The organism is Microlunatus aurantiacus (genome assembly GCF_039536605.1).
GTDB lineage: Bacteria > Actinomycetota > Actinomycetes > Propionibacteriales > Propionibacteriaceae > Microlunatus > Microlunatus aurantiacus.
In genome coordinates this window covers 174339-199307 of the sequence record NZ_BAAAYX010000014.1, presented here as the reverse complement: position 1 = coordinate 199307, position 24969 = coordinate 174339, and the positions used below count along the sequence as shown (strand labels likewise).

At 68.3% G+C, this 24969-nt stretch carries 16 protein-coding genes and 3 rRNA genes; 3 read left to right on the top strand and 16 right to left on the bottom strand.

Going from position 1 to position 24969, the window contains the following annotated elements:
- Window positions 1-32 precede the first annotated feature (32 nt).
- Both ABD714_RS17740 and ABD714_RS17735 read right to left on the bottom strand, forming a co-directional pair.
- A complete protein-coding gene (locus tag ABD714_RS17740) occupies window positions 33-647 on the bottom strand; it encodes a LysE family transporter (RefSeq protein WP_344813769.1) in 615 nt (204 codons plus the stop codon).
- Between the two features lie 115 nt (window positions 648-762).
- The gene (locus ABD714_RS17735) at window positions 763-1749 is read right to left on the bottom strand and encodes an amidohydrolase family protein (protein WP_344813768.1); all 987 of its coding nucleotides are present in this window, start codon (window positions 1747-1749) and stop codon (window positions 763-765) included.
- Window positions 1750-1858: 109 nt separating this feature from the next.
- On the opposite strand from ABD714_RS17735, the gene ABD714_RS17730 reads away from it, so the two are divergent.
- Window positions 1859-2845: an ABC transporter substrate-binding protein gene (locus tag ABD714_RS17730; protein WP_344813767.1), complete on the top strand. Its 987-nt coding sequence runs from the start codon at window positions 1859-1861 to the stop codon at window positions 2843-2845.
- Window positions 2846-2907: 62 nt separating this feature from the next.
- Here the strand turns inward: ABD714_RS17730 and ABD714_RS17725 are convergent, their stop codons facing one another.
- From ABD714_RS17725 to ABD714_RS17695, 7 genes are all read right to left on the bottom strand, one after another.
- Window positions 2908-3594: an NUDIX domain-containing protein gene (locus ABD714_RS17725; protein ID WP_344813766.1), complete on the bottom strand. Its 687-nt coding sequence runs from the start codon at window positions 3592-3594 to the stop codon at window positions 2908-2910.
- Window positions 3591-5258, bottom strand: coding sequence for a CTP synthase (gene pyrG / locus ABD714_RS17720; RefSeq protein WP_344813765.1), 1668 nt, complete (start codon window positions 5256-5258; stop codon window positions 3591-3593). Before pyrG ends, ABD714_RS17725 begins: the two co-directional genes overlap by 4 nt.
- A 111-nt stretch (window positions 5259-5369) precedes the next feature.
- Complete coding sequence (gene recN, locus ABD714_RS17715; protein WP_344813764.1) at window positions 5370-7067, bottom strand: DNA repair protein RecN; 1698 nt, start codon at window positions 7065-7067, stop codon at window positions 5370-5372.
- Complete coding sequence (locus tag ABD714_RS17710; protein ID WP_344813763.1) at window positions 7064-8071, bottom strand: NAD kinase; 1008 nt, start codon at window positions 8069-8071, stop codon at window positions 7064-7066. The genes recN and ABD714_RS17710 overlap by 4 nt, the downstream gene beginning before the upstream one ends.
- 9 nt (window positions 8072-8080) lie before the next feature.
- Complete coding sequence (locus ABD714_RS17705; RefSeq protein WP_344813762.1) at window positions 8081-8860, bottom strand: TlyA family RNA methyltransferase; 780 nt, start codon at window positions 8858-8860, stop codon at window positions 8081-8083.
- 51 nt (window positions 8861-8911) lie between these two features.
- On the bottom strand, window positions 8912-9127 hold the full coding sequence (locus tag ABD714_RS17700; protein ID WP_344813761.1) for a hypothetical protein: 216 nt from the start codon (window positions 9125-9127) through the stop codon (window positions 8912-8914).
- Window positions 9124-9924 (bottom strand): hypothetical protein, encoded by an 801-nt coding sequence (locus ABD714_RS17695; RefSeq protein ID WP_344813760.1) that lies wholly within the window; start codon window positions 9922-9924, stop codon window positions 9124-9126. The genes ABD714_RS17700 and ABD714_RS17695 overlap by 4 nt, the downstream gene beginning before the upstream one ends.
- A gap of 92 nt (window positions 9925-10016) precedes the next feature.
- On the opposite strand from ABD714_RS17695, the gene ABD714_RS17690 reads away from it, so the two are divergent.
- Complete coding sequence (locus tag ABD714_RS17690; protein WP_344813759.1) at window positions 10017-11708, top strand: glycoside hydrolase family 13 protein; 1692 nt, start codon at window positions 10017-10019, stop codon at window positions 11706-11708.
- On the opposite strand, the gene ABD714_RS17685 is transcribed toward ABD714_RS17690, so the two are convergent.
- Together ABD714_RS17685 and ABD714_RS17680 are read right to left on the bottom strand one after the other, a co-directional pair.
- The gene (locus ABD714_RS17685; protein WP_344813758.1) at window positions 11683-12696 is read right to left on the bottom strand and encodes an HAD-IIA family hydrolase; all 1014 of its coding nucleotides are present in this window, start codon (window positions 12694-12696) and stop codon (window positions 11683-11685) included. The two genes, ABD714_RS17690 and ABD714_RS17685, sit on opposite strands and share 26 nt — an antisense overlap.
- Window positions 12693-13502 (bottom strand): hypothetical protein, encoded by an 810-nt coding sequence (locus tag ABD714_RS17680; protein ID WP_344813757.1) that lies wholly within the window; start codon window positions 13500-13502, stop codon window positions 12693-12695. Before ABD714_RS17680 ends, ABD714_RS17685 begins: the two co-directional genes overlap by 4 nt.
- 1332 nt (window positions 13503-14834) lie before the next feature.
- On the opposite strand from ABD714_RS17680, the gene ABD714_RS17675 reads away from it, so the two are divergent.
- A complete protein-coding gene (locus tag ABD714_RS17675; RefSeq protein WP_344813756.1) occupies window positions 14835-15857 on the top strand; it encodes a zinc-dependent alcohol dehydrogenase family protein in 1023 nt (340 codons plus the stop codon).
- 219 nt (window positions 15858-16076) lie between these two features.
- On the opposite strand, the gene rrf is transcribed toward ABD714_RS17675, so the two are convergent.
- The 5 genes from rrf to argH all read right to left on the bottom strand — a co-directional run bounded on the left by rrf (window position 16077) and on the right by argH (window position 24939).
- Window positions 16077-16193: ribosomal RNA gene (rrf, locus tag ABD714_RS17670) — 5S ribosomal RNA — on the bottom strand.
- 100 nt (window positions 16194-16293) lie between these two features.
- Window positions 16294-19409: ribosomal RNA gene (locus tag ABD714_RS17665) — 23S ribosomal RNA — on the bottom strand.
- A gap of 316 nt (window positions 19410-19725) precedes the next feature.
- Window positions 19726-21246: ribosomal RNA gene (locus ABD714_RS17660) — 16S ribosomal RNA — on the bottom strand.
- The 16S, 23S and 5S rRNA genes sit together here, the layout of an rRNA operon.
- Before the next feature lie 856 nt (window positions 21247-22102).
- Complete coding sequence (gene tyrS, locus ABD714_RS17655) at window positions 22103-23371, bottom strand: tyrosine--tRNA ligase (RefSeq protein ID WP_344813755.1); 1269 nt, start codon at window positions 23369-23371, stop codon at window positions 22103-22105.
- A gap of 86 nt (window positions 23372-23457) precedes the next feature.
- Entirely contained in the window at window positions 23458-24939 is a 1482-nt protein-coding gene (argH, locus tag ABD714_RS17650; protein ID WP_344813754.1) for an argininosuccinate lyase, read from the bottom strand.
- Window positions 24940-24969: the final 30 nt, after the last annotated feature.

The window sequence follows — 24969 nt, the reverse complement described above, 5'->3', positions numbered from 1 at the left end:
CACACCGTAGACCCGAGGCCGGCCCGAACGGCTCAGGCGGCCAGCAGCGTCCACCCCGCGAGCGTCAGCACCGCCAGCGCACCGACGACCCCCGTCCAGCGCCGCGCGACCTGGCCGGTCAGGACGCGCGACAGACCCGCCCCGGCCCCGGCGAGCACCAGCTGCCAGCTCGCCGAAGCAGCTCCCGCGGCGACGACGAAGGCCGTCGCCTCCGGCACCCGGTCGAAACCGACGGTGGAACCTCCCACCAGGGCAGCGAAGTAGACCACCGTCGCCGGGTTCACCAGCGTGATCAGGAAGACGGTGGTGAAGGCCCGACGGGGGGACGGCGCATCGGGAGGCTGCCCCCCGTCGACGTCGGGTCTCAGACCGGCCATGATCATCCATACGGCCACGCCGACGAGGACCAGCGCCGACAGCCAGCGCAGCGGTGTCGCGACGGTCATGATCAACGGGGCCAGCGCGGCCCCGAGGACGACGGCCACCAGGGCGTACAGGGCATCCACCGTCGCCGCTCCCAGACCGCCGGCCGCAGCGGTCGGGAAGCCGTGCGCGGCGCCGAGGGTGATCAGGTAGGCGGCCACCGCACCGACCGGGATGGCGATCCCGTAGCCGGCGACCAGCCCGGCCAGGACGGCCGTGATCATGACACCGGCCCGGAGACGCCTTTCCCAGGTCGCGGCTGCCACGCCCACGTCCCGCGCGTCGCGGGTGCTGGCGGGACGGTCGGTGCGGTGATCATGGAGCAGATCCTAGAGATGATCATCGGAGGCCGCCCGGGGTTTCGACGCCGCCGGGTGACCGGAGACCGTAGACAGCCGAAGCAGTGCCGCCCAGCACCCGGGCCGCGTCCGACTCGTCGAGGAGGTCGCGGACCACCCGGATCACCGAGCCGGCGACCGGGAGGTAGCCACCAGCTGCCTCGGCGACCGGCCAGTCACTGCCCAGCAGCAGCCGCTCCGGACCGAACAGCTCGAGGGCGTCGGCGATCCACGGTCGCAGGTCGTCGTCGGTGGCGCGCGGATCCCCGCCGGTGCGGTAGAGCCCGGACACCTTGGCCGACACCCGGGGATTGCTCGCCGCGGCGGACATCAGCCCGAACCAAGGCTGCCGGCGGTCGGTCCCGACCGGGGGTTTGGCGAGGTGGTCGATCACGATGCTGAGCGCGGGAAACCGCTCGGACAGGTAGCCCACGTGCTCCAGGTGCCGCGGGAGCACCGCGACGAGGTCGAAGGGCAGTCCGGCGGCCTCGAGCAGGGCCAGGCCCTCGGCCACGTCCGACCGCAGCAGCCAGTCCGGATCGGGCTGGTCGTGGATGAGGTTGCGCACCCCGACGAAGGCGGGGTTCCGGCGCAGCTCGGCGAGCCGGCGAGCGGCCCGTTCCGGTTGCTCGAGGGGGACGTAGCCGACCACACCGAGCACCCGGGGGTTCCCGGCGGCCTCGGCCAGCATCGCGTCGGTGTCCCCGTCGTGGTCGGCGGCCTGCACCAGGACGGTGCCTGTCACCCCGAGGGCGTTCAGGGCCTGGAGCGCGTCGTCGAAGACGAAGGCGCGCTGCAGCACCCGAGGCTCCCGGCTCAGCCAGCCGTACCAGCCGGTCGAGGGGTCCCAGAGGTGCTGGTGCGCGTCGATCACCGTCGGGGTGACGGCGTCCCGCACCTCGGGCAGTTCCACCGCTCGCGGCCGCACCCCAGCGCCCTCCGACGTCGGGCGGGGGCCCTGGAGGAAGTCCCTGGTCTCCTCGTTCACCGACGCATCATCGCTCGCACACCGCCGACCGGACGTCGGGGGGGGTGATGGTCATCCCGAACCGCGGGCAGGCCCGATCATCCAACTTAGGGAACCCTAAGATGATGCGGTGCGTGCTTCTCTCGGTCTGGCCACCGTGCTCCTCCTCGTGCTGCTGTGCTCCTGCGTCGGCGGGGCCGGCAACTCCCCGGAGCCGTCTGCACCAGCAGCTGGCGCTCCGAGCACGCTTCCCGAGGGCATGGGCTCGGGAGCCGACGACGGCGTGTTCCCTCGGACGGTGACGCACTTCGGCGGGTCGACCACGATCGTGGCCGCCCCGGTTCGAGTGGCGGCCATCAGCACCGGGCAGCTCGACGGCCTGTTGTCGGTGGACGTGGTCCCGGTCGGCGCGACCGCGGCTCGCGGTGCCGGCACGGTCCCCGCCTACCTGACCGCTGCCTTCCCCCAGCATCGCGCCGCGCTGGCGGCGATGACCAGACTCGGCACCCGGACCGAGCCCGACGTCGAGGCCGTCGCGGCCGCGGACCCGGATCTCATCGTGGCCAACAGCACCGTCGACGGGGCGGTCCGGACCCAGTTCGCCCAGATCGCGCCGGTGGTGGTCACCGAGGGCACCGGTGTCAACTGGAAGCAGGACTTCCTGCTGCTGGCCGACGCAGTCGGCAGGCGTCAGGCGGCCCAGACCTGGTTGAGCTCGTTCGCGACCGACGCGGCAGCCCTCGGCGACCGGGTGCCCGACGACCCGACCGTCTCGTTGACCAGCGCGGCGCCGGACCGGGTGCGGGTCTTCGGCGTCGCCTCGTTCGGGGGCAGCATCCTGGCGGACACCGGCCTGCGACGTCCGGACGGGCAGACGTTCGACGACACCTCCATCGACGTCTCCCTGGAGACGCTCGACCGTGCTGGGGCCGAGTGGATCTTCTACGGTGTCCAGGGGACGAGCTCGGACGTGGTCGGCTCGTCGGTCTGGACCTCGCTGCCGGCCGTGGCCGCCGGACGAGCCATCGCGGTGGACTACGACACCTGGTTCCTGAACGCCGGCCCGGCCGCCGCCCGCCGGGTGCTCACCGAGCTCGAGGTCGCGCTGGTCGGCTGATCCAGACCGGGGCGACACGACTCAGCGGTCCGCCGGATCGCGTAGGGTCCCCGACACACGGCTCAGGACGTACGGAGTCCGTCCCGGGCAGGCCAGGGAGCATCGGCGGGGCGCAGCGACGCGAAGTCGTCGTTCCTGGCCTCGGCCAGCGCCGCGGCCAGGACGCCGCTGACCAGGGTCGGGTTGTGCAGGGCGCCGGTCAGGACGGCGTCGACCAGGTCGCTCAGCGGGGCCCAGGACAGCTCCATCTCCGCCTCCTCCCCCTCCTTGACGAAACCGTCGGGGGCGGCCGCCGGGTGCAGGTCGCGGGCCAGGTAGACCCGCAGCCCCTCGGCGATGATCCCCGGGGTGGTGAAGAGGTCGACCAGGACGTGCCAGGTGTCGGCGGCCAGCCCGACCTCCTCGGCCAGCTCGCGCTGAGCGGCGAGCACGTACTCCTCGCCCGCCACGTCCAGCAGACCGGCGGGCGGCTCGATCAGCCGGTGGCGGACGGCGTGCCGGTACTGACGGACCAGGGCCACCCGGCCCCTCGCGTCCAGGGCGATGATGCCGACAGCCCCCGGGTGCCGGAGGTACTCGCGCTTCAGCGTAGTCCCGTCCGGGGCGGTGATGTCGTCCTGGAGCAGGGCGGTGAAGCTCCCGGCGCCGATCACCCGCTCGGCCGTGACCGGCCAGCTGACCGGCTGGTCGACCAGGTCCACCCGACTCAGGGTGTGTCCGCCCAGACCGTCGTCGACCCGAGCGTTCACGAGGTGGCGTCGACGGGCAGCCGGGTGGCCAGCCGTCGTTCCAGGGCGGCTTCGACCAGCCCGACGAAGAGCGGGTGCGGCACCGTCGGGCGCGACTTGAGCTCCGGATGCGCCTGGGTGGCCACGAAGTACGGGTGCACCCGGGTCGGCAGCTCCACGAACTCCACCAGCAGCGAGTCCGGTGAGGTGCCGCTGATCACCAGGCCGGCCTCCTCGAGCTGGCCACGGTAGGCGTTGTTCACCTCGTAGCGGTGCCGGTGGCGCTCCTCCACCTCGGTCTGGCCGTACTGCTTGGCCACCACGGAACCGGGCTGCAGCTCGGCGGGGTAGGACCCCAGTCGCATCGACCCGCCGAGGTCGCCGTGACCGTCGACGATGGCGATCTGCTCGGCCATGGTGGCGATCACGTGGTGCGGGGCCTCCGGGCTGAACTCGGAGGAGTCGGCTCCCTCCAAGCCGGCCAGGTGCCGGGCGACCTCGATCACCATGCACTGCAGACCGAGGCAGAGACCGAGGATCGGCACCTGGTGCTCGCGCGCGTAGCGGATGGCGCCGACCTTGCCCTCCACACCGCGGATGCCGAAGCCGCCCGGCACGCAGACGCCGTCGACGTCCTGGAGCGCTCGGGCAGCCCCCTCCGCCGTCTCGCACGTGTCCGAGGCGACCCAACGCACCACGACCTTGGCGCGGTTGGCGAAGCCGCCGGCACGCAGCGCCTCGCACACCGACAGGTACGCGTCGGGCAGGTCGACGTACTTGCCGACGAGGGCGATCACCACCTCCTCCTTCGGGTTGTGCACCCGGTCGAGGAGGTCGTTCCACAGGGTCCAGTCGACGTCGCGGAAGCGCAGGTCCAACCGCCGGATGACGTACGCGTCCAGGCCCTCGGCGTGCAGCACCTTCGGCAGGTCGTAGATGCTCGGCACGTCGGTGTTCTCCACCACGGCCTCGACGTCGACGTCGCACATCAGGGAGATCTTGCGCTTCACCGACTCCGGGATCTCCCGGTCGCAGCGGCAGACGATGGCGTCGGGCTGGATGCCGACCTGACGCAGGGCCGCCACCGAGTGCTGCGTCGGCTTGGTCTTCAGCTCGCCGCTCGGCCCGATGTAGGGCACCAGCGAGACGTGCAGGAAGAAGCAGTTGTCCCGGCCGACGTCGTGCCGCACCTGGCGGGCGGCCTCCAGGAAGGGCAGCGACTCGATGTCACCGACGGTGCCGCCGATCTCGTGGATCACCACGTCGATGTCCGGACCGCCCATGCCGAGCATCAGGTCCTTGATCTCGTTGGTGATGTGCGGGATCACCTGGACCGTATCGCCCAGGTAGTCGCCGCGGCGTTCCTTGGCGATCACCGTCGAGTAGACCTTGCCCGTGGTCACGTTGGCGTGCGCCGCCAGGTTGACGTTCAGGAAGCGCTCGTAGTGGCCGATGTCGAGGTCGGTCTCCGCGCCGTCCTCGGTGACGAAGACCTCGCCGTGCTGGAACGGGTTCATGGTGCCGGGATCCACGTTCAGGTACGGGTCCAGCTTCTGCATCGTCACCCGGAGTCCCCGGGCGACCAGCAGGCTGCCCAGACTCGAGGCCGTCAGGCCCTTCCCGAGCGAGGATGCGACCCCGCCGGTGACGAAGAGGTGCTTGGTCTGTCGATCACGGGCTCCCACGGAACTCCAGGCTACCCGGTGTCCGCCCCGCCGCCTGCATCCCCCGGCGCGTCGGACACGGTCCCCGGCTCCGCCGGTGTCCCGCCGCGCCGGGAACGGCCTTGGCGAGGGTCAGCGGGACGCGAGGTCGAGCAGCTCGCCGGCGTGGGCCAGCGCCGAGTCGGTGGTCTCGATGCCCGCCATCATCCGGGCCAGCTCGACCGCCCGGTCCCGCTCGGCGACCTCCCGTACGCCGCTGGTGGTCACCTGACCGTCGTCGGACTTGACCACCGCGAAGTGACGGTCGGCGAAGGCGGCGACCTGGGCCAGGTGAGTGACCACGATGACCTGACGGTGTCGGGCCAGCAGCGCCAGCCGCCGCCCGATCTCCACCGCCACGGCTCCACCGACACCGGCGTCCACCTCGTCGAACACGAACGTGACCGACCCCCCGCCGGCGGCCAGCACCACCTCGATGGCCAGCCGGACCCGAGACATCTCACCGCCGGAGGCGACCTTGCCGAGGCTGCGGGGCGCGCTGCCGGGGTTGGCCGAGAACAGCAGATCGACCTGGTCGGCACCGCTGGGACCGAGCTCGACGGAGGTCACCTCGAACTCCATCCGCGCGTGCGGCATGGCCAACGCGGCCAGCTCACCCCGCACCCGGTCCACGAACACCATCGCCGCCGCCACCCGGGCATCGTGCAGCTCGGTGGCCAACCAGCCGAGCTCGTCCTCCAGGTCCTCGATCCGGGTCGACAGCTCCCCGATCCGGTCGTCGGCCAGCTCCAGCACCTCGAGCCGCTCCCCGGCATGGTCGGCCCAGGCGAGCACCTCGTCGCAGCTCGAGCCGTACTTGCGGAGCAGACCGGCCAGCTCGAACCGCCGCTCGGCGATCTGCTCCAGCCGCCCGGGCTGGGCCTCCAGGCCGTCGAGGTAACGGGACAGGTCACCGGTCAGGTCGTTCAGCAGGTAGCCCACCTCGCGGACGCGTTCGGACAGCCCGGCCGCCCCGGGATCGGCCTCGGCCAGCCGGTCGGCGGCGTGCCGGGCCACCGCGAGGGCCGCCAGCGCTCCCCCGGCCTCGTCGTCGGAGCCGGCGATCGCCTCGATCGCGGTGTTCGCGTCGGCGCGCAGGTCGCCGCTGGTCTGCAGCCTCAGGGCCTCGGCGGCCAGGGCCACGTCCTCGCCGGGCTGTGGTTGCACCCGGGCGATCTCGTCCCGGCCGAAGCGGAGGACGTCGATCTCCCGGGCCCGCTCCTGGGCCTCGGCCTGCAGCCGCTCCCGCTCGGACCGGGCGGCCCGGTGCTCGTCGTAGCAGTGTCGGTAGCGGACCAGCCGCTGGTGCTGCTCGTCCCCGGCGAACCGGTCGAGGAGCTCCCGCTGCCGATCGCGTCCGGCCAACCGGATCTGCTCGGACTGGCCGTGCACGGTGACCAGGTCGCCGATCAGCTCGTCGATCCGACCGACCGGCACCTGCGCCCCGCCGACGAAGGCACGGGTCCGGCCGCTCGGGGTGACCTGTCGGCCCACCAGCAGCTCCGGACCGTGCTCGTCGGGTCCGTCGTCGTCGAGCTCGCCGCCGGCCTCCTGCACCCGTCGGACCGTGTCCGCCGAGATCTGGGCGAAGCGGCCCTCGACGACGGCGCGTCGCGCCCCGGAGCGCACCGCCTTGGGATCGCCCCGCCCGCCCAGCAGCAGGTCGATGCTGGTGACGATCATCGTCTTGCCGGCCCCGGTCTCGCCGGTGACCACCGTGAGACCCGGGTGCAGCGCCAGGACGGCGTCGTTGATCACCCCGAGATCGGTGATCCGCAGCTCGGTGATCACGGCCCGTTCGTCTCCGGCTCGGGGGAGGCGTCGGTCAGCGTACGGCGACGCTCGCGCTCGGCGCTGCCCCGCCAGCCGTCCACCGGCAGCTGGAACTTGTTGACCAGCCGGTTGGTGAACGGCGACTGGGACAGCCGGGCCAGCCGCAGCCGGTGACGTCCGCGGCCGATCTCGATCTCCATTCCCGTCAGCAGCTCCGCCGAACGGCTCCCGTCGCACCACACCACCCCGTGCACCGGGGACGCGTGGATGAGCTCGACGGTGATCACCGAGTTCGGACCGAGGACCAGCGGCCGGGCGAACAGCGCGTGCGCACTGAGCGGGACCAGCAGCAGCGCGTCCAGCTCGGGCCACAGCACCGGTCCACCGGCCGAGAACGCGTACGCCGTCGAACCGGTCGGGGTGGCCACGAGCACGCCGTCGCAGGCCCAGCGGGACAGCGGTCGGTCGTCGATCTCGACGGCGACCTCCAGCATCCGCTCGCGGGCGGCCTTCTCGATCGACACCTCGTTGACCGCGAAGGAGCTCCAGATGACCTCGCCCCGGTCGCGCAGCGTGACGTCGATGGTGAAGCGCTCCTCGACGGTGTACGTGCGGTGGGCGACGTGGTCCACGATGCTGTCGATGTCGGCCGCTTCCGCCTCGGCCAGGAAGCCGACGTGCCCGAGGTTGACTCCCAGCAGCGGAGTGTCGGAGGTGATCACCTTCTCCGCGCCGCGCAGGATCGTGCCGTCGCCGCCGAGCACGAGCATCAGCTCGACGTCACTGGTCGGCGCGGCGAGCTGCTCGGGGCTGGCGCCCACGACGGTCGCCGTCCGCAGCTCGGCGTTCAGGGTGGCGACGTCGGCCTCGGGCACCACGGCGGTGATGCCGGCGGCGGCCAGGCGCTCGATCAGCACGGCCGCTGTCTCGACCGCCTCACGGCGCCCCAGGTGCGTCAGCACCGCGACCCGGCGCTCCGGATCGGTGGGTGGGTCGGGCGGGAGCGTCACCCGGCTCAGCATAGGCGCGGGTCAGCCGGAGCCGACGGACGCGGCGACGTCGACGGGCTCGTCCGGCGGCTGTCGGGACAGGTGGACGAAGAACTCGCGGTTGCCGGCCGGTCCCGGCAGCCGGCTCGGCACGACGGCTCGGCACGACCACCCGAGCGCGGCCGCGGCCGAGAGCACCCCCGACACGGCGTCGACGTGCAAGGCCGGGGAACGGACCACGCCACCGTCACCGAGGCGCTCCCGCCCCACCTCGAACTGCGGTTTCACCATCAGCAGCAGTGATCCCGCGGGATCGACCACCCCCGTCAGGGCGGGCAGCACGACGGTGAGCGAGATGAACGACAGGTCGCCCACGACCAGGTCGACCAGCTGGTGGTCGACGTGCTCCAGCCCGAGATCACGGACGTTGAGGTGCTCGTGGCTGCGGACCCGCGGGTCCACCCGGACCTCCTCGGCGAGCTGGTCGTGGCCGACGTCGACGGCCACCACCTGCCGGCAGCCGGCCCGCAGCAGCACCTGGGTGAAGCCTCCGGTGGACGCACCAGCGTCCAGGGCCCGCAGTCCCGAGACGTCGAGCGCCAGCTCGTCGAGGGCGCCGACGAGCTTGTGGGCGGCCCGGGACACGTACGGGTCCGGCTCGACGTCGATCGCGTCGTCGGCCGTCACGGGGGCGGACGGGCGATCCACCACCCGGTCGCCGACCCGCACCCGGCCGGCGCGGATCAAGGCCACGGCGGCGGCCCGCGACCGGGCCAGGCCGCGGTCGGCGACCGCCCGGTCGAGCCGGGTCTGGCCACGCACCCCGGAGACGCCGGCGCTTCCAGGAGGTCGGCGACCGGCGTCAGCCGGCACTCAGTGGCCTTCGGGGGACCCGGACGGCGACTCGAGCTCGGCGTGCAGGGTCTCGTGCGCGGCGGCGAGCTCGCCATGGTGCTCGCTCACCGGCCGCTGCCCGAGATCGGCCAGCCGACCCAGGGCATCGTCGACCGCCGGTAACCCGGTGGTGGGTCGGTCGTCGACGGTCGGCCTGGGGGCCTCCAGACCGTCGTCAGCGGCGGGCGCGCTCACTCGGTCGCCGCCCGCGTCACCGGTGCCTTCGTGGCCGCGGCCCGCTTGGCGGGCGCCTTCGAGGCGGTCTTCTGAGCGCTGGTCTTCTGAGCGCTGGTCTTCCGAGCGGCGCTCCTCCGGGCCGGCGCGTCGTCGGCCGACGTCGTGGGCGCCGCCAGGCTCTTCTTCGCGGCGGCCGCCGACGTCCTCGGCGTGGGCGCCTTCTTCGCGGCGGGCGCGCTCTTCGCGGCGGGCGCGCTCTTCGCGGCGGGGGACTTCCTCGCGGCGGGGGACTTCTTCGCGGCGGGCGTCGTGCGTGCCGGCGCCCTCTTCGTCGCGGGCGTCACGACGGGCTCCGGTGCGGGAGCTGCGGCCGCCTCCTCGGCCGACACCGCCGCCTCCTCCGCCGAGCTGGCCGCCTCCTCGGCCGCCGCTGCGGCAGCGGCGGCCACCACGGTCGCCTCGGTGGCGGCGGCCTGGGCCGTGGCGGCCCGGGTCACCTGGTCGGCGACCGCGGCGCGCAGCTCGGCGAGCTCGGCGCGCAGGGAGTCGACGTCCTCGGACCGCGCGAACCCCGTTCGCGCCGCGGCCTTGTCGATCTCCGTGTTGATCATCGTCACCAACAGCTCGCGGTTCGCGCGGCTCGCGGCGAGGATCTCCTCGGCCAGGCTGGAGACCCGGTCACCCGCGTCGGCGGCCACGTCGTCGAGGCCCGTGGCCGACAGCAACCCCTGGGCGGCCTCGACCGCCTTCGCCTTGGTGGCCCGGCGCAGACCGGTCATCAGGTTCACGTAGTTCTGGATCTGCTCTCGCACCATCTCGTGGTCCTCCTCGTGACGCGGGTCGTCCCGGCAACCGTAGCCCGCGGAACCTCTCACCGAGAACGACGGTGGGCTGGGACAATCGCGCCGTGACCGAACCGACCTCGCCGTCCCAGCCCGCGCACGACGCCGACTGGTGGCAGACGGCCGTCATCTACCAGATCTACCCGCGCGCGTTCGCCGACGCGAACGGCGACGGGATGGGCGATCTGCTGGGCGTCGTGTCCCGGGTCGACTACCTGGCCGCCCTGGGTGTCGACGCGGTCTGGCTCTCACCCTTCTATCCCTCGGCTCTGGCCGACGGGGGCTACGACGTCGACGACTACCGCGACGTGGATCCCCGCATCGGCACGCTGGCCGACTTCGACGCCATGATCACCGCGCTGCACGGGGTCGACATCAAGGTGCTGGTCGACATCGTGCCCAACCACAGCTCGAACCGGCACGCCTGGTTCGTCGAGGCACTGGCCTCGCCGCCGGGCTCACCGGCCCGCCAGCGCTACATCTTCCGGGACGGCGAGGGGCCCGACGGCAGCCAGCCGCCGAACGACTGGCAGTCGCTGTTCGGCGGTTCGGTCTGGGAGCCCGTCGGCGACGGTCAGTGGTACTTCCACCTGTTCGCCCCCGAGCAGCCCGATCTCAACTGGGACGACGAGGAGGTGCGCGAGGACTTCCGTACGACGCTGCGCTTCTGGGCCGATCGGGGCGTGGACGGCTTCCGGGTCGACGTGGCCCACGGGCTGGTGAAGGACCTCACGACCCCGTACGTGCCATGGCCCGAGATCGAGATGATGCAGCGGGACGACGGCAGCCACCCGCTGTGGGACCGCGACGACCTGCAGCTGGTCTACCAGGACTGGCGCACGGTCTTCGACTCCTACGACCCGCCCCGGTTCGCGGTCGCGGAGGCCTCCGTGCATCCCAGCCGGCGGGCTCGCTACGCCGCGACGACCAGCCTCGGCCAGGCCTTCAACTTCGCGATGCAGGAGGCCGCTTGGAGACCCGACAGCTACCGGGCCGTGATCGAGGCGGGGATCGCGGACATGGTCGAGTCCGGTTCCACCACCACCTGGCTGCTGGGCTGCCACGACACCGTACGGGTCGCGTCCCGCTACGGGCTGCCTGTGCCGGCGGACGAGACCCCGATCGAGATCGCCCGTCGGTGGCTGCTCACCGATGGCACGGATCCTCGCTGTGACAGCGATCTGGGCCTGCGGCGGGCGCGCGCGGCGATCTTGGTCCTGCTCGCCCTACCCGGCTCGGTCTACGTCTACCAGGGCGACGAGCTCGGCCTGGCCGAGGTCGCCGACCTCCCCCGTGACGCCCTGCTCGACCCGATGGCGTTCCGCTCCCACGGCAGGGAGAAGGGCCGCGACGGCTGCCGGGTGCCACTGCCGTGGACCGCGACCGGGACCTCGTACGGCTTCGGCGGCGAGCCCACCGAGCTGCCACAGCCCGCCTGGTTCGCCGACGTCGCGGCCGACGTGCAGGCCTCGGCGGCCGACTCGACCCTCAGCCTCTACCGCCGGGCGATCGCCGCCCGGCGCGACCTGCTGCGCGGGCTGGCGACCAGCGAGCCGGCCCTCACGCTCGCGGAGCCGGCCCCCGACGACCTCCGCTTCCGGCGGGGTGGGAGCTGGCACTGCGTGACCAACTTCGGCGTTGACCCGATCCCGCTGCCGGACGGCACGGTGGTGGTCAGCAGCGTCGCGCTCGTCGACGGGCTGCTGCCCCGCGACGCGACCGCCTGGGTGGTCAGCGACGAGCCAGCAGCGAGCTGATGACCGAGAGGGCGGGGGCGGCATCGACCGCTCGGCCCAGGTCGGCCACCCGCCAGGCCAGCGTGGCCGTCGCCCACAACGCGTCGACGGCCGACGAGCGGTCGTCGGGACTACCGACGAGCTCGATCCGGCCCGCGTCGACGACCGCGGTCTGCTCGCCGCAGCTGACCTCCCCGGGTCGCTCCTGGCACACCCGGGCCGGCTGGAGCAGGTCCCGCAGGTCGTAGCCCAGGTGGGTGGGACGGCTGTCGGCTCCGGCGGCCACCAGGTCGCCGGGGCCGTGGGACCCCGTCAGCACCAGCATGCTGTCCAACCCGGCGGCCACCGCGCCGGCGATGTCGGTGTCCAGGCGGTCTCCGACGAAGATCGGGTTGCCCGCACCGAGCCGGGCGACGGTGGCGTCGACCAGCGGTCGGAACGGCTTCCCCGCCACCTCCGGCTCGACGTCCACCGCCTGACGTACGGCGTCCACCGCGGCCCCGTTCCCGGGGACCAGCCCGCGGTCGGTCGGGCGGGTGGGGTCGATGTTGGTGGCCACCCAGTGCGCGCCGCGGTGGATGGCGATGGCGGCCTCGTTCAGCTGGTCCCAGGTCAGGTCGAACCCGAAGCCCTGCAGGACCGCCACCGGGTCGTCGTCGGCCGAGCGGACACCGACGAGGCCGACCTCGGCCAGGGCGTCCCAGACACCGGCGCCGCCCACGGCCAGCACCCGCGCCCCGGCACCGAACCGATCGGCCACCAGCTGCGCGCCCGCCTGCGCCGAGGTCACGACGTCATCGGCGCTCGCCTCGATGCCGAGCTCGGTGAGGTGGTCGGCCACGGCGGCCGGTGGCCGGGCGGCGTTGTTGGTCACGAAACCGACCCGGGTCCCGCGGTCCCGCAGCGCCCGCAGGCCCTCCGGGGCTCCGTCGACGGCCACCGGTCCCATGTAGACCACGCCATCGAGATCGAACAGCGCGGCGTCGTACGCGTCAGCCAGCACACTCATCCGCGCGTCTGCCCCGATCCGCTCTCGTCGGACTCACCCTCGTCGGCCTCGTCCTCGTCGGCCTCGTCGGACTCACCCTCGTCGGACTCGTCCTCGCCGGACTCACCCTCGACGGAGTCACTCCCGTCAGAGCCGTCCTCATCAGAGCCGTCCTCGTCGGAGTCGTCGAAGGTGATCGACATCCCGTCGAGCAGGTCACGGCGCTCGTCGGCGTCGGTGTCGCCCTCGGCGTCGAGCCGCGCGGCTCGGTCGAACCACTGCCGCGCGTCCGCCGGCCTGTCCGTCTGCTCGAGCACGTCGGCGTACGCGTAGTAGAGCCGAGCCGCCGGCAGCCCGAGCTGCGCCGCGCGACGATCGTCGAGGTCGAGGATGGCCTGGTGCAGGAGGCGACGCGCCTCCGGCTGCTGACCGAGATCGGCGCGAGCGCCGGCCTCGACGATGAGCATCTCGATCGCCAGGGCCGGTTCCAGCTGCTTGTGCCGGGCCTCCTTGGCGATCTTGATGGCCGCCTGCGGCCGTCCGAGCGCCCGCTCGCAGTCGGCCATCACCGGCAGGAAGTCATCGGTTCCGGTCATCCGCCGCAGGGCGCGGAACTCCGACAGCGCGATGTCCCAGTGACCGGCGGCGTACGCCGTCTCGGCCGCCGCCTCGCGCACCACGGGGAGCCGCGCCGCGCGCCGACGGGCGGCCTCGGCATGCCGGTAGGCCAGCTCGGGATCGTCGTCGATCAGCATCCCGGCGGTCACCAGGTGTCCGGCCACGACCTCGGCGAGGTCCTTCGGCAGGCCTCGGAGCTCGGCCTTCACGCCGCGCGGCAGTCCCCGGGTGTCGACGACATCCGGGAGCCGCGGCTCGTCGGCCCGCTTCTGCAGGCCGGGCGGAGGGGGTGGCCGGTCCCCCCGGTCGAACGAACGGCGGTCGTCGGCGCGCCGGTTGTCACCGCTTCGGTCATCGCCGCTTCGGTCGCCACCTCGAGGGCTGCCGCCGCGAGAGCTGTCGCCGCGCGGGTCCCTGCGCGAGTCGGGGATTCGCCTGTCCGGGAGCCGCCCATCGGGCAGGCGCCCGTCGGCGTTCTCGGATTCACGCTCGTACCCGCTCCGGGAGCGGTCACCGGAACGCTGCTGGCCGGCCGGGCGACCAGGCGTCCGGTTCTGCGGCCGGCGAGCCGCTGAGCTGCGGGACTGACCCGACGCACCCGGACCGCCGCCGCGGCTGCCCGACCCACCACGTCCACCGGCCGGGGGGCGACGCTCGGCTCCGCCGGTGCGTCGGTCGTCCGCACCGCGCCCGTCCTCACCGCGCGAGTCGGCCCTGCGGTTGTCGCCGCCGCCATAGCCACCGGCGCCTCGCCCGCCCCCTCGGGTGTCGCCACCCCGGTAACCGTCACCTCGGTTGTCCCCACCCCGGTCGTCTCTCCCGCGGTAGCCACCGCCTCGGTTGTCACCACCCCGGTCGTCCCCACCCCGGTCGTCTCTCCCGCGGTAGCCACCGCCTCGGTTGTCACCACCCCGGTCGTCTCTCCCGCGGTAGCCACCGGCCTGCTCGTCCCGGCTGCGCCTGTCTCCTCCTCGGTCGGCGCCGCGGTCGCCCCGATCGCCGGCATCGCCTCCGCGATAGCCGTCACCCCCACGACCACCAGCACCACCGGACCGTCCTGAGCTCCCACCACCAGGGCCGCCGGCGCCACTCCGGCTGCCATAGCCACCCGATCGGCCACCGCCTCCGGATCGGCCTCCACCTCCGGATCGGCCTCCACCTCCGGATCGGCCAGCCCCTCCGGATCGGCCAGCCCCTCCCGCGCCTCCGGAACCCCCGGTCCGTCCGCCGCCACCCCGGGATCCTCCCGAACCGCCGGATCGGCCGGCTCCGCCCGACTGTCCGCCACCCGGTCGCTGTTCCCTGCTGTCCGTCACCGCCTCATCTTCGCCGCACACGTTCCCACGCGCAAAGCAGGGCGCTCGTTGCCCGCATGGGCAGAGCGCCGGTGGCCGAGAGCCCGACCACCCGGGAGCCCGGCCGGAGCCGGAGTTACCGTTTCTCGAGGTGATCCCCTCGGACCGACGGAGATCGGCCCGCGAACCCGAAAGGCGACTCATGACCGATCACACAACGCGCCCCCGCGATCTGGTGGTGGCGTAGTGCGCGCCATCGTCTTCGCCGGTCCGGGATCCTGGTCGCTGGAAGAGGTGCCCGACCCTGCCCCAGGCCCACGCGAGGTTCTCGTTCGGGTCGAGGCGGTCGGACTGTGCGGCACCGACGTGCACGTGCTCGACGGTGAGTTCGCGCCCACCCGCTATCCGATCATCCCCGGTCATGAGACGTCGGGTGTCGTCGAGGCCGTCGGCGACCAGGTCGGTGACATCGCTCCCGGCGACCGGGTCTCCGTCGATCCGACTCTCACCTGCGGCGAGTGCCGCTTCTGTGCGGTCGGACGTTCCAATCTGTGTGAGGAGTGGGACGGCTCTGGGGTCGCTCGGACGAACGGCTCGACCGCCGAGCTGACCGTTGCCCCGGTCCGCAACGTCCACCGGTTGCCCGACGAGGTCGACCTTCCGCTGGCTGCCCTCATCGAACCGCTGTCGTGTGCCATCCACGGCTACGACCTGCTTCCTCGTCGTATGGGTGAGCACGTTCTGGTGTACGGCGCCGGGACGATGGGGTTGATGATGGCTCAGCTCGCTCCCCGGGCGGGGGCCGCCAGCGTCACCGTGGTGGATCGCAACCCGACGAGACTCGCCGCGGCCCGCGAGGTCGGGATCGAGCGCGTGCTGACCAGCGCGGACGACGCCGATCAGATCGGCGGCTGGGACGTGGTGATCGACTGCACCGGCGCTGTGGCTGCGATCGAAGACGGACTCCGCCGCGTCCGCCGCGGTGGGGTCTTCCAGCAGTTCGGGGTCGCGCCTGCCGACGCGAGCGCCCGCTTCTCCCCGTTCGCGATCTACAACGACGAGATCAGCGTGGTGGGCTCGATGGCGGTCCTCCACAGCTACGGACGCGCCGTCGAGATGTTCGCTGCCGGTGCCCTGCGTGCGGATCGCATGGTCAGTCACGCCTTCACGCTCGACGACTACGGCGACGCTCTCGACACCTTCCGCGCCGGATCGGGACGCAAGCTGCAGATTCGACCGCAGGCGAAGGTCTCCAGCGTGCTGCTGTGACCACAGCCGCCGAGCCTCTGCGCCAACGAGCGGCACGTGAACGCAGAAAAGCCCAGGACCGTTGGTCCTGGGCTGAAGATTCGACATTGCCACAAGGTCTCGACAACCAGCTGCGTGACACCATTCTCGACCAGCTGGCCGAGAACACCGAGGCCGGCGAAAAGGGCCCTGAACGTACTTCAAGGCCGACCACCGAAGTGGTCGACCTTGAAGTGTGTTGTCCGGCGACGTCCTAGTCTCCCACACGGTCCCCCGTGCAGTACCATCGGCGCTGAGAAGCTTAACTTCCGGGTTCGGAATGGAGCCGGGTGTTTCCCTCTCGCCATGATCACCGAAACATCTATGGAGATGTAGATCGCAGAGCGATTCGATCAATCGAATCTTGAGTTCCCGACCGTATCTCGGGAACTGCACAGTGGACGCGTAGCATCTTTGTAGGAACAAGCCCTCGGCCTATTAGTATCGGTCAGCTCCGTGCATTACTGCACTTCCACATCCGACCTATCACCCAGTGATCTGCTGGGGGCCTTACCAGGTTATCCTGTGGGAGCCATCATCTTGGAGCGTGCTTCCCGCTTAGATGCTTTCAGCGGTTATCACTTCCGAACGTAGCCAACCAGCCGTGCCCTTGGCAGGACAACTGGCACACCAGAGGTTCGTCCGTCCCGGTCCTCTCGTACTAAGGACAGCCCTCCTCAAGACTCCTACGCGCGCAGCGGATAGGGACCGAACTGTCTCACGACGTTCTAAACCCAGCTCGCGTGCCGCTTTAATGGGCGAACAGCCCAACCCTTGGGACCGACTCCAGCCCCAGGATGCGACGAGCCGACATCGAGGTGCCAAACCATGCCGTCGCTATGGACGCTCGGGCAAGATCAGCCTGTTATCCCCGGGGTACCTTTTATCCGTTGAGTGACGGCGCTTCCACGTGCCACCGTCAGATCACTAGTCCCGACTTTCGTCCCTGCTTGAGGTGTCCCTCTCACAGTCAAGCTCCCTTGTGCACTTACACTCGAAACCTGATTGCCAACCAGGCTGAGGGAACCTTTGGGCGCCTCCGTTACCTTTTGGGAGGCGACCGCCCCAGTCAAACTACCCATCAGGCACTGTCCCTGATCCGGATAACGGATCTAGGTTAGATATCCAGAACAGCCAGAGTGGTATTTCAACGTTGACTCCACAACCACTGGCGTGGCCGCTTCAAAGTCTCCCACCTATCCTACACAAGCTGTACCGAACACCAATACCAAACTATAGTAAAGGTCCCGGGGTCTTTCCGTCCTGCTGCGCGTAACGAGCATCTTTACTCGTAATGCAATTTCGCCGAGTTCGTGGTCGAGACAGCGCCCAAGTCGTTACGCCATTCGTGCAGGTCGGAACTTACCCGACAAGGAATTTCGCTACCTTAGGATGGTTATAGTTACCACCGCCGTTTACTGGCGCTTAAGTTCAGTGCTTCGGTTGCCCTAACACTTCCCCTTAACGTTCCAGCACCGGGCAGGCGTCAGTCCGTATACAGCGTCTTACGACTTAGCACGGACCTGTGTTTTTAGTAAACAGTCGCTTGGGCCTGGTCTCTGCGGCCTCACCCGCCGTCGAGAGTAAATCTCTAGACAGGTTCGGCCCCCCTTCTCCCGAAGTTACGGGGGCATTTTGCCGAGTTCCTTAACCACGATTATCTCGATCACCTTGGTATTCTCTACCTGACCACCTGTGTCGGTTTAGGGTACGGGCGGCTCTAGAACTCGCTCACGAAGGTTTTCTAGGCAGCATAGGATCACCCACTCGTTCGAACGTATTCGAACCAGCCGTCATGTCTCAGGATATGTGAGTCGCGGATTTGCCTACGACTCTCCCTACGCATTTAGCCCGGGACTACCATCGCCCGGGATGGGCTACCTTCCTGCGTCACTCCGCAGCTTGCCTAATACAAGTCTGGATCGCAGACTCACTCGTCGTTGACCCGAAGGTCGCAGACAAGCTTGCGTGCTTAGCATCGCTCGCCTCGGCATGGACGTGCTAGCGCCGGTACGGGAATATCAACCCGTTGTCCATCGACTACGCCTGTCGGCCTCGCCTTAGGTCCCGACTTACCCAGGGCAGATTAGCTTGACCCTGGAACCCTTGGTCTTTCGGTGGAGGAGTTTCTCACTCCTCATTCGCTACTCATGCCTGCATTCTCACTCGTGTGCTCTCCACGACTGGGTCACCCCGCCGCTTCATCGCGCACACGACGCTCCCCTACCCATCCACGCACCTGGGTCGAAACCTGGTAAACACGTGAATGACACAGCTTCGGCGGATCGCTTGAGCCCCGCTAAATTGTCGGCGCAAAATCACTTGACCAGTGAGCTATTACGCACTCTTTCAAGGGTGGCTGCTTCCAAGCCAACCTCCTGGTTGTCTCCGCAACTTCACATCCTTTTCCACTTAGCAATCGCTTAGGGGCCTTAGCTGGTGTTCTGGGCTGTTTCCCTCTCGACTACGAACCTTATCGCCCGCAGTCTCACTGCCGCGCTCTCACTTACCGGCATTCGGAGTTTGGCTAATTTCGGTAAGCTTGTGGGCCCCCTAGACTATCCAGTGCTCTACCTCCGGCAAGAAACACGCGACGCTGCACCTATATGCATTTCGGGGAGAACCAGCTATAACGGAGTTTGATTGGCCTTTCACCCCTATCCACAGCTCATCCCCCAGGTTTTCAACCCTGGTGGGTTCGGGCCTCCACGACGTCTTACCGTCGCTTCACCCTGGCCATGGATAGATCACTCCGCTTCGGGTCTAGAGCATGCGACTGGATCGCCCTATTCGGACTTGCTTTCGCTACGGCTTCCCCACACGGGTTAACCTCGCCACATACCACTAACTCGCAGGCTCATTCTTCAAAAGGCACGCCGTCACCTCGCACACAAGTGTGCTCAGCTCCGACGGATTGTAGGCAATCGGTTTCAGGTACTATTTCACTCCCCTCCCGGGGTACTTTTCACCTTTCCCTCACGGTACTTGTCCGCTATCGGTCACCAAGGAGTATTTAGGCTTAGCGGGTGGTCCCGCCAGATTCACACCCAATTTCAGGGGTTGGGTGCTACTTGGGGTGACGATCAACAGTGATTGACTTACGTCTACAGGGGTATTACCTTCTATGCCGCACTTTCCCAAAGTGCTTCGACTTCATCAATCATTTCTTACTGTTTGATCGATTGACAGTTCGATCAGATCGGCCCCTCAACACCGCACTTGCAACGCCTGTCAGCTATCACACAAGTACGGTTTGGCCTCTTCCGCGTTCGCTCGCCACTACTTACGGAATCACGGTTGTTTTCTGTTCCTGTGGGTACTGAGATGTTTCACTTCCCCACGTTCCCTCCAACTGCCCTATGTGTTCAGGCAGAGGTCGCCGGACATTACTCCGGTTTCTTTCGAGGTTTCCCTATTCGGAGATCCCCGGATCGAAGCTCGTTTACCAGCTCCCCGGGGCTTATCGCAGGTTACAACGTCCTTCATCGGCTCTTGGTGCCTAGGCATCCACCGATTGCCCTTAGTAGCTTGTTATTACTACAAAGATGCTCGCGTCCACTGTGAAGTTCTCAACATACGGGCGGTATCTCGAGCCAGCTCTTCGTGATGAAGAGCCAGCATCGGTCCGCGTGAAGACCCCAGTGTTGCCACCGAAGCTTCAGGACCCAACAGCGTGCTTGGGCCGCATCTCCACCGTTCTCGAGTTTCCACTCCCTTGCGGGTTGTACTGACGAGATCGGCAGGTCTACGGCTTAATGGTCAATGTTCCACATTCCAGAGCTACTCAGCGCCAGGACGTGTGCCTGACAAACCGAGCTGGACAGGCGAACCTGTCGTTGCTGCTCCTTAGAAAGGAGGTGATCCAGCCGCACCTTCCGGTACGGCTACCTTGTTACGACTTAGTCCTAATCGCCAGTCCCACCTTCGACGGCTCCCTCTCTTGCGAGTTGGGCCACCGGCTTCGGGTGTTACCGACTTTCATGACTTGACGGGCGGTGTGTACAAGGCCCGGGAACGTATTCACCGCAGCGTTGCTGATCTGCGATTACTAGCGACTCCGACTTCATGGGGTCGAGTTGCAGACCCCAATCCGAACTGAGACTGGCTTTTTGGGATTCGCTCCACCTTGCGGTATTGCAGCCCTTTGTACCAGCCATTGTAGCATGCGTGAAGCCCTAGACTTAAGGGGCATGATGACTTGACGTCATCCCCACCTTCCTCCGAGTTGACCCCGGCAGTCTCCTATGAGTCCCCGGCATTATCCGCTGGCAACATAGGACGAGGGTTGCGCTCGTTGCGGGACTTAACCCAACATCTCACGACACGAGCTGACGACAGCCATGCACCACCTGTATACCGACCTTGCGGGGGCTACATCTCTGCAGCTTTCCGGTATATGTCAAACCTAGGTAAGGTTCTTCGCGTTGCATCGAATTAATCCGCATGCTCCGCCGCTTGTGCGGGCCCCCGTCAATTCCTTTGAGTTTTAGCCTTGCGGCCGTACTCCCCAGGCGGGGCACTTAATGCGTTAGCTACGGCACGGAACTCGTGGAATGAGTCCCACACCTAGTGCCCACCGTTTACGGCGTGGACTACCAGGGTATCTAAGCCTGTTTGCTCCCCACGCTTTCGCTTCTCAGCGTCCGGAAATGCCCAGAGAACCGCCTTCGCCACTGGTGTTCCTCCTGATATCTGCGCATTCCACCGCTCCACCAGGAATTCCATTCTCCCCTGCATTCCTCTAGTTTGCCCGTATCGGAAGCAGGCTCAGGGTTAAGCCCTGAGTTTTCACTTCCGACGCGACAAACCGCCTACAAGCCCTTTACGCCCAATAATTCCGGACAACGCTCGGACCCTACGTATCACCGCGGCTGCTGGCACGTAGTTGGCCGGTCCTTCTTCTGCTCCTACCGTCACTTGCGCTTCGTCGGAGCTGAAAGCGGTTTACAACCCGAAGGCCGTCATCCCGCACGCGGCGTTGCTGCATCAGGCTTTCGCCCATTGTGCAATATTCCCCACTGCTGCCTCCCGTAGGAGTCTGGGCCGTATCTCAGTCCCAGTGTGGCCGGTCGCCCTCTCAGGCCGGCTACCCGTCGAAGCCTTGGTGAGCCGTTACCTCACCAACTAGCTGATAGGCCGCGAGCCCATCCTTGACCGCCAGAACTTTCCACCTCAACAGATGTCGGTCGAGGTCGTATCCGGTATTAGCAGCTGTTTCCAGCTGTTATCCCGGAGTCAAGGGTAGGTTGCTCACGTGTTACTCACCCGTTCGCCACTGATCAGAGCAGCAAGCTGCTCGTCACCGTTCGACTTGCATGTGTTAAGCACGCCGCCAGCGTTCGTCCTGAGCCAGGATCAAACTCTCCGTTGAAATCTATTGGTATCGGCTGCGAACAGCCGGTTAACCGTCTCAACTAGTTCGATCGCTGACGCAGACCCAAGCTGGGTCTGTATCAATCAATCAAAGGAAAACCGAACCCAGACCAACTGTCACCACCCGGCACCGTGAGGCGCCGGCAGGATCGCAGTCGTTGATGCCTGAGCACGGGGTTAGTGCATTATTTGGCATTGACTTTTAAGCACGCTGTTGAGTTCTCAAGTTTCGGGTGCACACCGCGCGTTCGTCTTGCAGACTCTCGCTTGGGGCAACTCGTCTTACTTTATTCTAGTCTCTCACCGGAGTCAAATCCCGGTTCCAGACCTTGTGAGTTGTTTTGAACCATTCTCGGTGACCCGAGACTGATTCTCACAACCCGACTTACTTTATTCCAGTCTTTCTGCCGAGTCAAATCCCGGTTTCGGACCTGGTGAATTGTTTTGAACCATTTCCGGTGACCCGGATCTTGATTCTCACAACCCGCCTGACTTTATTTGAGCGCTTCACCGGAGTCAAATCCGCTTTCGCACTCTGATTACCGCTGAAACTGATTCCAATTCCTTGGAACTTCGCTTCGAGGCAACCTGCCCTACCTTACCAGGCTCAGTCTCGGTGTCAAGCTCCCGATTCAGTCCCGGCCCGCGCACGCCGTGCCCGGCCTCGTTTTCCTGTCGTCGTGTCTCAGAGCGCGCAGGACCAAGGCTTACTTGGTGTGGTTGGTTTGCCCCTCGGTCTCGGCCGCTGCCAGGAGTCTTTCCCTTGCCGCGTCCCGCACCCCTCAAGGCTCAGAGAACGTTACGCGCGGTTGTCAGAAGAGTCAAACCGGGGCCGGTGTGACCGTGGTCACGACTCATCCGCGCTCGAACGACACTGCGCCCACAGTCCGCTTGCCCCGCCGAGTGATGACGAAGCGCCCATGGAGCAGGTCCCCCTGAACCAGCCGTGCGTCGGGGTCGACCACCCGGTTGTTGTTCAGGTAGGCGCCGCCCTCGGCGATCGAGCGCCGGGCCGCAGAGCGACTCGGCACCACACCGCTCGCTTCCAGCACCTCCACCACTCCGGGCAGCTCCCCGCCGACCGGGAGCACCGGGGCAGCGAGCTCAGCCACCACGCTGGCCAGCGTCGACTCGGGAAGCTGATCGAGGTCCGAGCGTCCGAAGAGCGCGGCCGCCGCCGCGACCGCGGCATCGCGCTCGGCGGGAGAGTGGACCAGCGCAGTGATGTCATCGGCCAGGGCCCGTTGCGCGGCCCGCAGGTGCGGGGCCTCGACGACCTGGTGCTCCAGCTCGTCGATGTCGGCGCGCGACCGCTCGCTGAACACCTTGAGGTACTCGATCACCTTCGTGTCCTCGGCGTGCAGGAAGAACTGGTGGAACGCATAGGGCGAGGTCATGGCCGGATCGAGCCACACCGTGCCGGACTCCGTCTTGCCGAACTTGGTTCCGTCGGCCTTGGTCAGGAGCGGGGTGGCCAACGCATGCACGTGCTGGCCGTCGGAGCGTCGCAGCAGCTCGACTCCGGCGGTGATGTTGCCCCACTGGTCGCTGCCACCGAACTGCAACGTGCAGCCGTAGGTGCGGTGCAGCTGGAGGTAGTCCATGGACTGCAGCAGGACGTAGGAGAACTCGGTGTAGGAGATTCCCTCCTCCAACCGCGCCTTGACCACCTCGCGTGCCAGCATCCGGTTGACCGGGAAGTGCTTGCCGATGTCACGCAGGAAGTCCAGCACCGACATCCCCGAGGTCCAGTCGAGGTTGTTGACCAGGCGCGCGGCGCTCGGCCCGTCGAAGTCGAGGAACCGTTCCACCTGGCGCTGGATGGTGCCCACCCACCCGGCGACCGTCTCCTTGCTGTTCAGCACCCGCTCGCCGGCCGCCTTGGGATCACCGATCAGCCCGGTCGAACCGCCGACCAGCAGCAGTGGTCGATGCCCTGCCCGCTGGAGGGCACGGGCGACCATCAACTGGACCAGGTTCCCCATGTGCAGGCTGGGAGCCGTGGGGTCGAACCCGACGTAGAAGGTGACGGGGCCCGCCTCGAGATGTTGGGCCAACGCGGCCCCGTCGGTGGAGTTCGCCACCAGGCCTCGCCATGTCAGCTCGTCGAAGACTGCGCTCACGCTGTCCTGCCGTCCTTGTGATCGTGTGGGTTCCCGGACGACCCTACTGGCCGTCTCGTCCGACACCCACCGGATTGCGGGCCCTGTCAGGATCCGGAGCCGCCCCCGGCCGGGAGGTCCGCTGCCGGCCCCACCGGCATCGACAGCCACGCGCTCAGGTCGTCGATCTCGTCGAGCACCTCGGCCAGCTGCTCCCCCACGCGTGGGGTCGCGGTCCCGCCCCGGCCGTCCCGGCTGTCGATCGATCCGGCGACCGAGAGCACCTCGAGCACCGCAGGTCCCAGGCGTGGCGAGACCTCCCCCAGCTGCTCGGGGGTCAGGTCCGACAGCTCCAGCCCCCGCTGCTCGCAGAACTGCACCGCGGCGCCCGCGATGTGGTGGGCCTCGGCGAACGGCACCCGCTGCCGGACCAGCCAGTCGGCCACGTCGGTGGCCAGGGAGAAGCCCCGCGGTGCCAGGCTCGCCAGCCGCTCGGTGTCGAAGGTGAGCGTGGCGACCAACCCGGCTACTGCCGGCGTGAGGACGAGCAGCTGGTCGACGGAGTCGAACACCGGCTCCTTGTCCTCCTGGAGATCCCGGTTGTACGCCAGCGGCAGGCCCTTCAGGGTGGCGAGCAGACCCGTGAGGTTGCCGATCAGCCGACCGGCCTTGCCCCGCGCCAGCTCCGCCACGTCCGGGTTCTTCTTCTGCGGCATGATCGACGACCCGGTGGACCAGGCGTCGGCCAACCGGACGAATCCGAACTCGTGGGTCGACCAGAGGATCACCTCCTCACCGATGCGGGACAGGTCGACGCCGATCTGGGCGAGCACGAAGCAGGCCTCGGCCACCAGATCCCGTGCGGCTGTGCCGTCGATCGAGTTGGCCACCGCTGAGTCGAAGCCCAGCAGCCGGGCCACGTAGGTCGGGTCCAGACCGAGCGAGGTGCCGGCCAGGGCCGCGGAACCGTACGGGCTCACGGCGAGCCGTCGATCCAGGTCGCGCAACCGATCCGTGTCCCGGAGCAGCGCCCAGGCGTGCGCCAGCAGGTGGTGGCTGAGCAGCACCGGCTGAGCGTGCTGCAGATGGGTCCGGCCGGGCATGGGCACCCCGAGGTGCGTCCTCGCCTGCTCGTGGAGAGCCGCGACGACCATCTGCACCTCCGCCGCCACGTCACGGACCGCCCGGCGCAGGTAGAGCCGGATCAGCGTGGCGATCTGGTCGTTGCGGGACCGACCGGCGCGCAGCCGACCGCCGAGCTCAGCCCCGACCCGCTCGACCAGTCCGCGCTCGAGGGCTCCGTGCACGTCCTCGTCTGTCGGCGCGGGCCCGAACGCGCCCGAGACGACATCGGCTTCCAACCGGTCGAGACCCGCGAGCATGCCGGTCAGCTCGTCCTCGGTCAGCAGCCCGGCCCGGTGCAGCGCCCGGGCGTGGGCGCGGGATCCGGCGAGGTCGAAGCGGGCCAGCCGCCAGTCGAACTGGGTCGACTGGCTGAGGGCGAACATGGCGTCGGCCGGTCCACCCGCGAACCGGCCACCCCACAGCCGTCCCTCGTGCTCGCCGTCGGGCAGCGTGGTCTCCGTCACGGTCCTCGTCCTTGCTGTGGGTGGGTTCTG

Excerpts from the sequence above, each read along its gene's own strand:
- ABD714_RS17740 (WP_344813769.1), bottom strand. The coding sequence starts at position 647 with ATGATCACGGCCGTCCTGGCCGGGCTGGTCGCCGGCTACGGGATCGCC.
- ABD714_RS17710 (WP_344813763.1), bottom strand. The coding sequence starts at position 8,071 with ATGCTGAGCCGGGTGACGCTCCCGCCCGACCCACCCACCGATCCGGAG.
- ABD714_RS17695 (WP_344813760.1), bottom strand. The coding sequence starts at position 9,924 with ATGGTGCGAGAGCAGATCCAGAACTACGTGAACCTGATGACCGGTCTG.
- ABD714_RS17685 (WP_344813758.1), bottom strand. The coding sequence starts at position 12,696 with ATGAGTGTGCTGGCTGACGCGTACGACGCCGCGCTGTTCGATCTCGAT.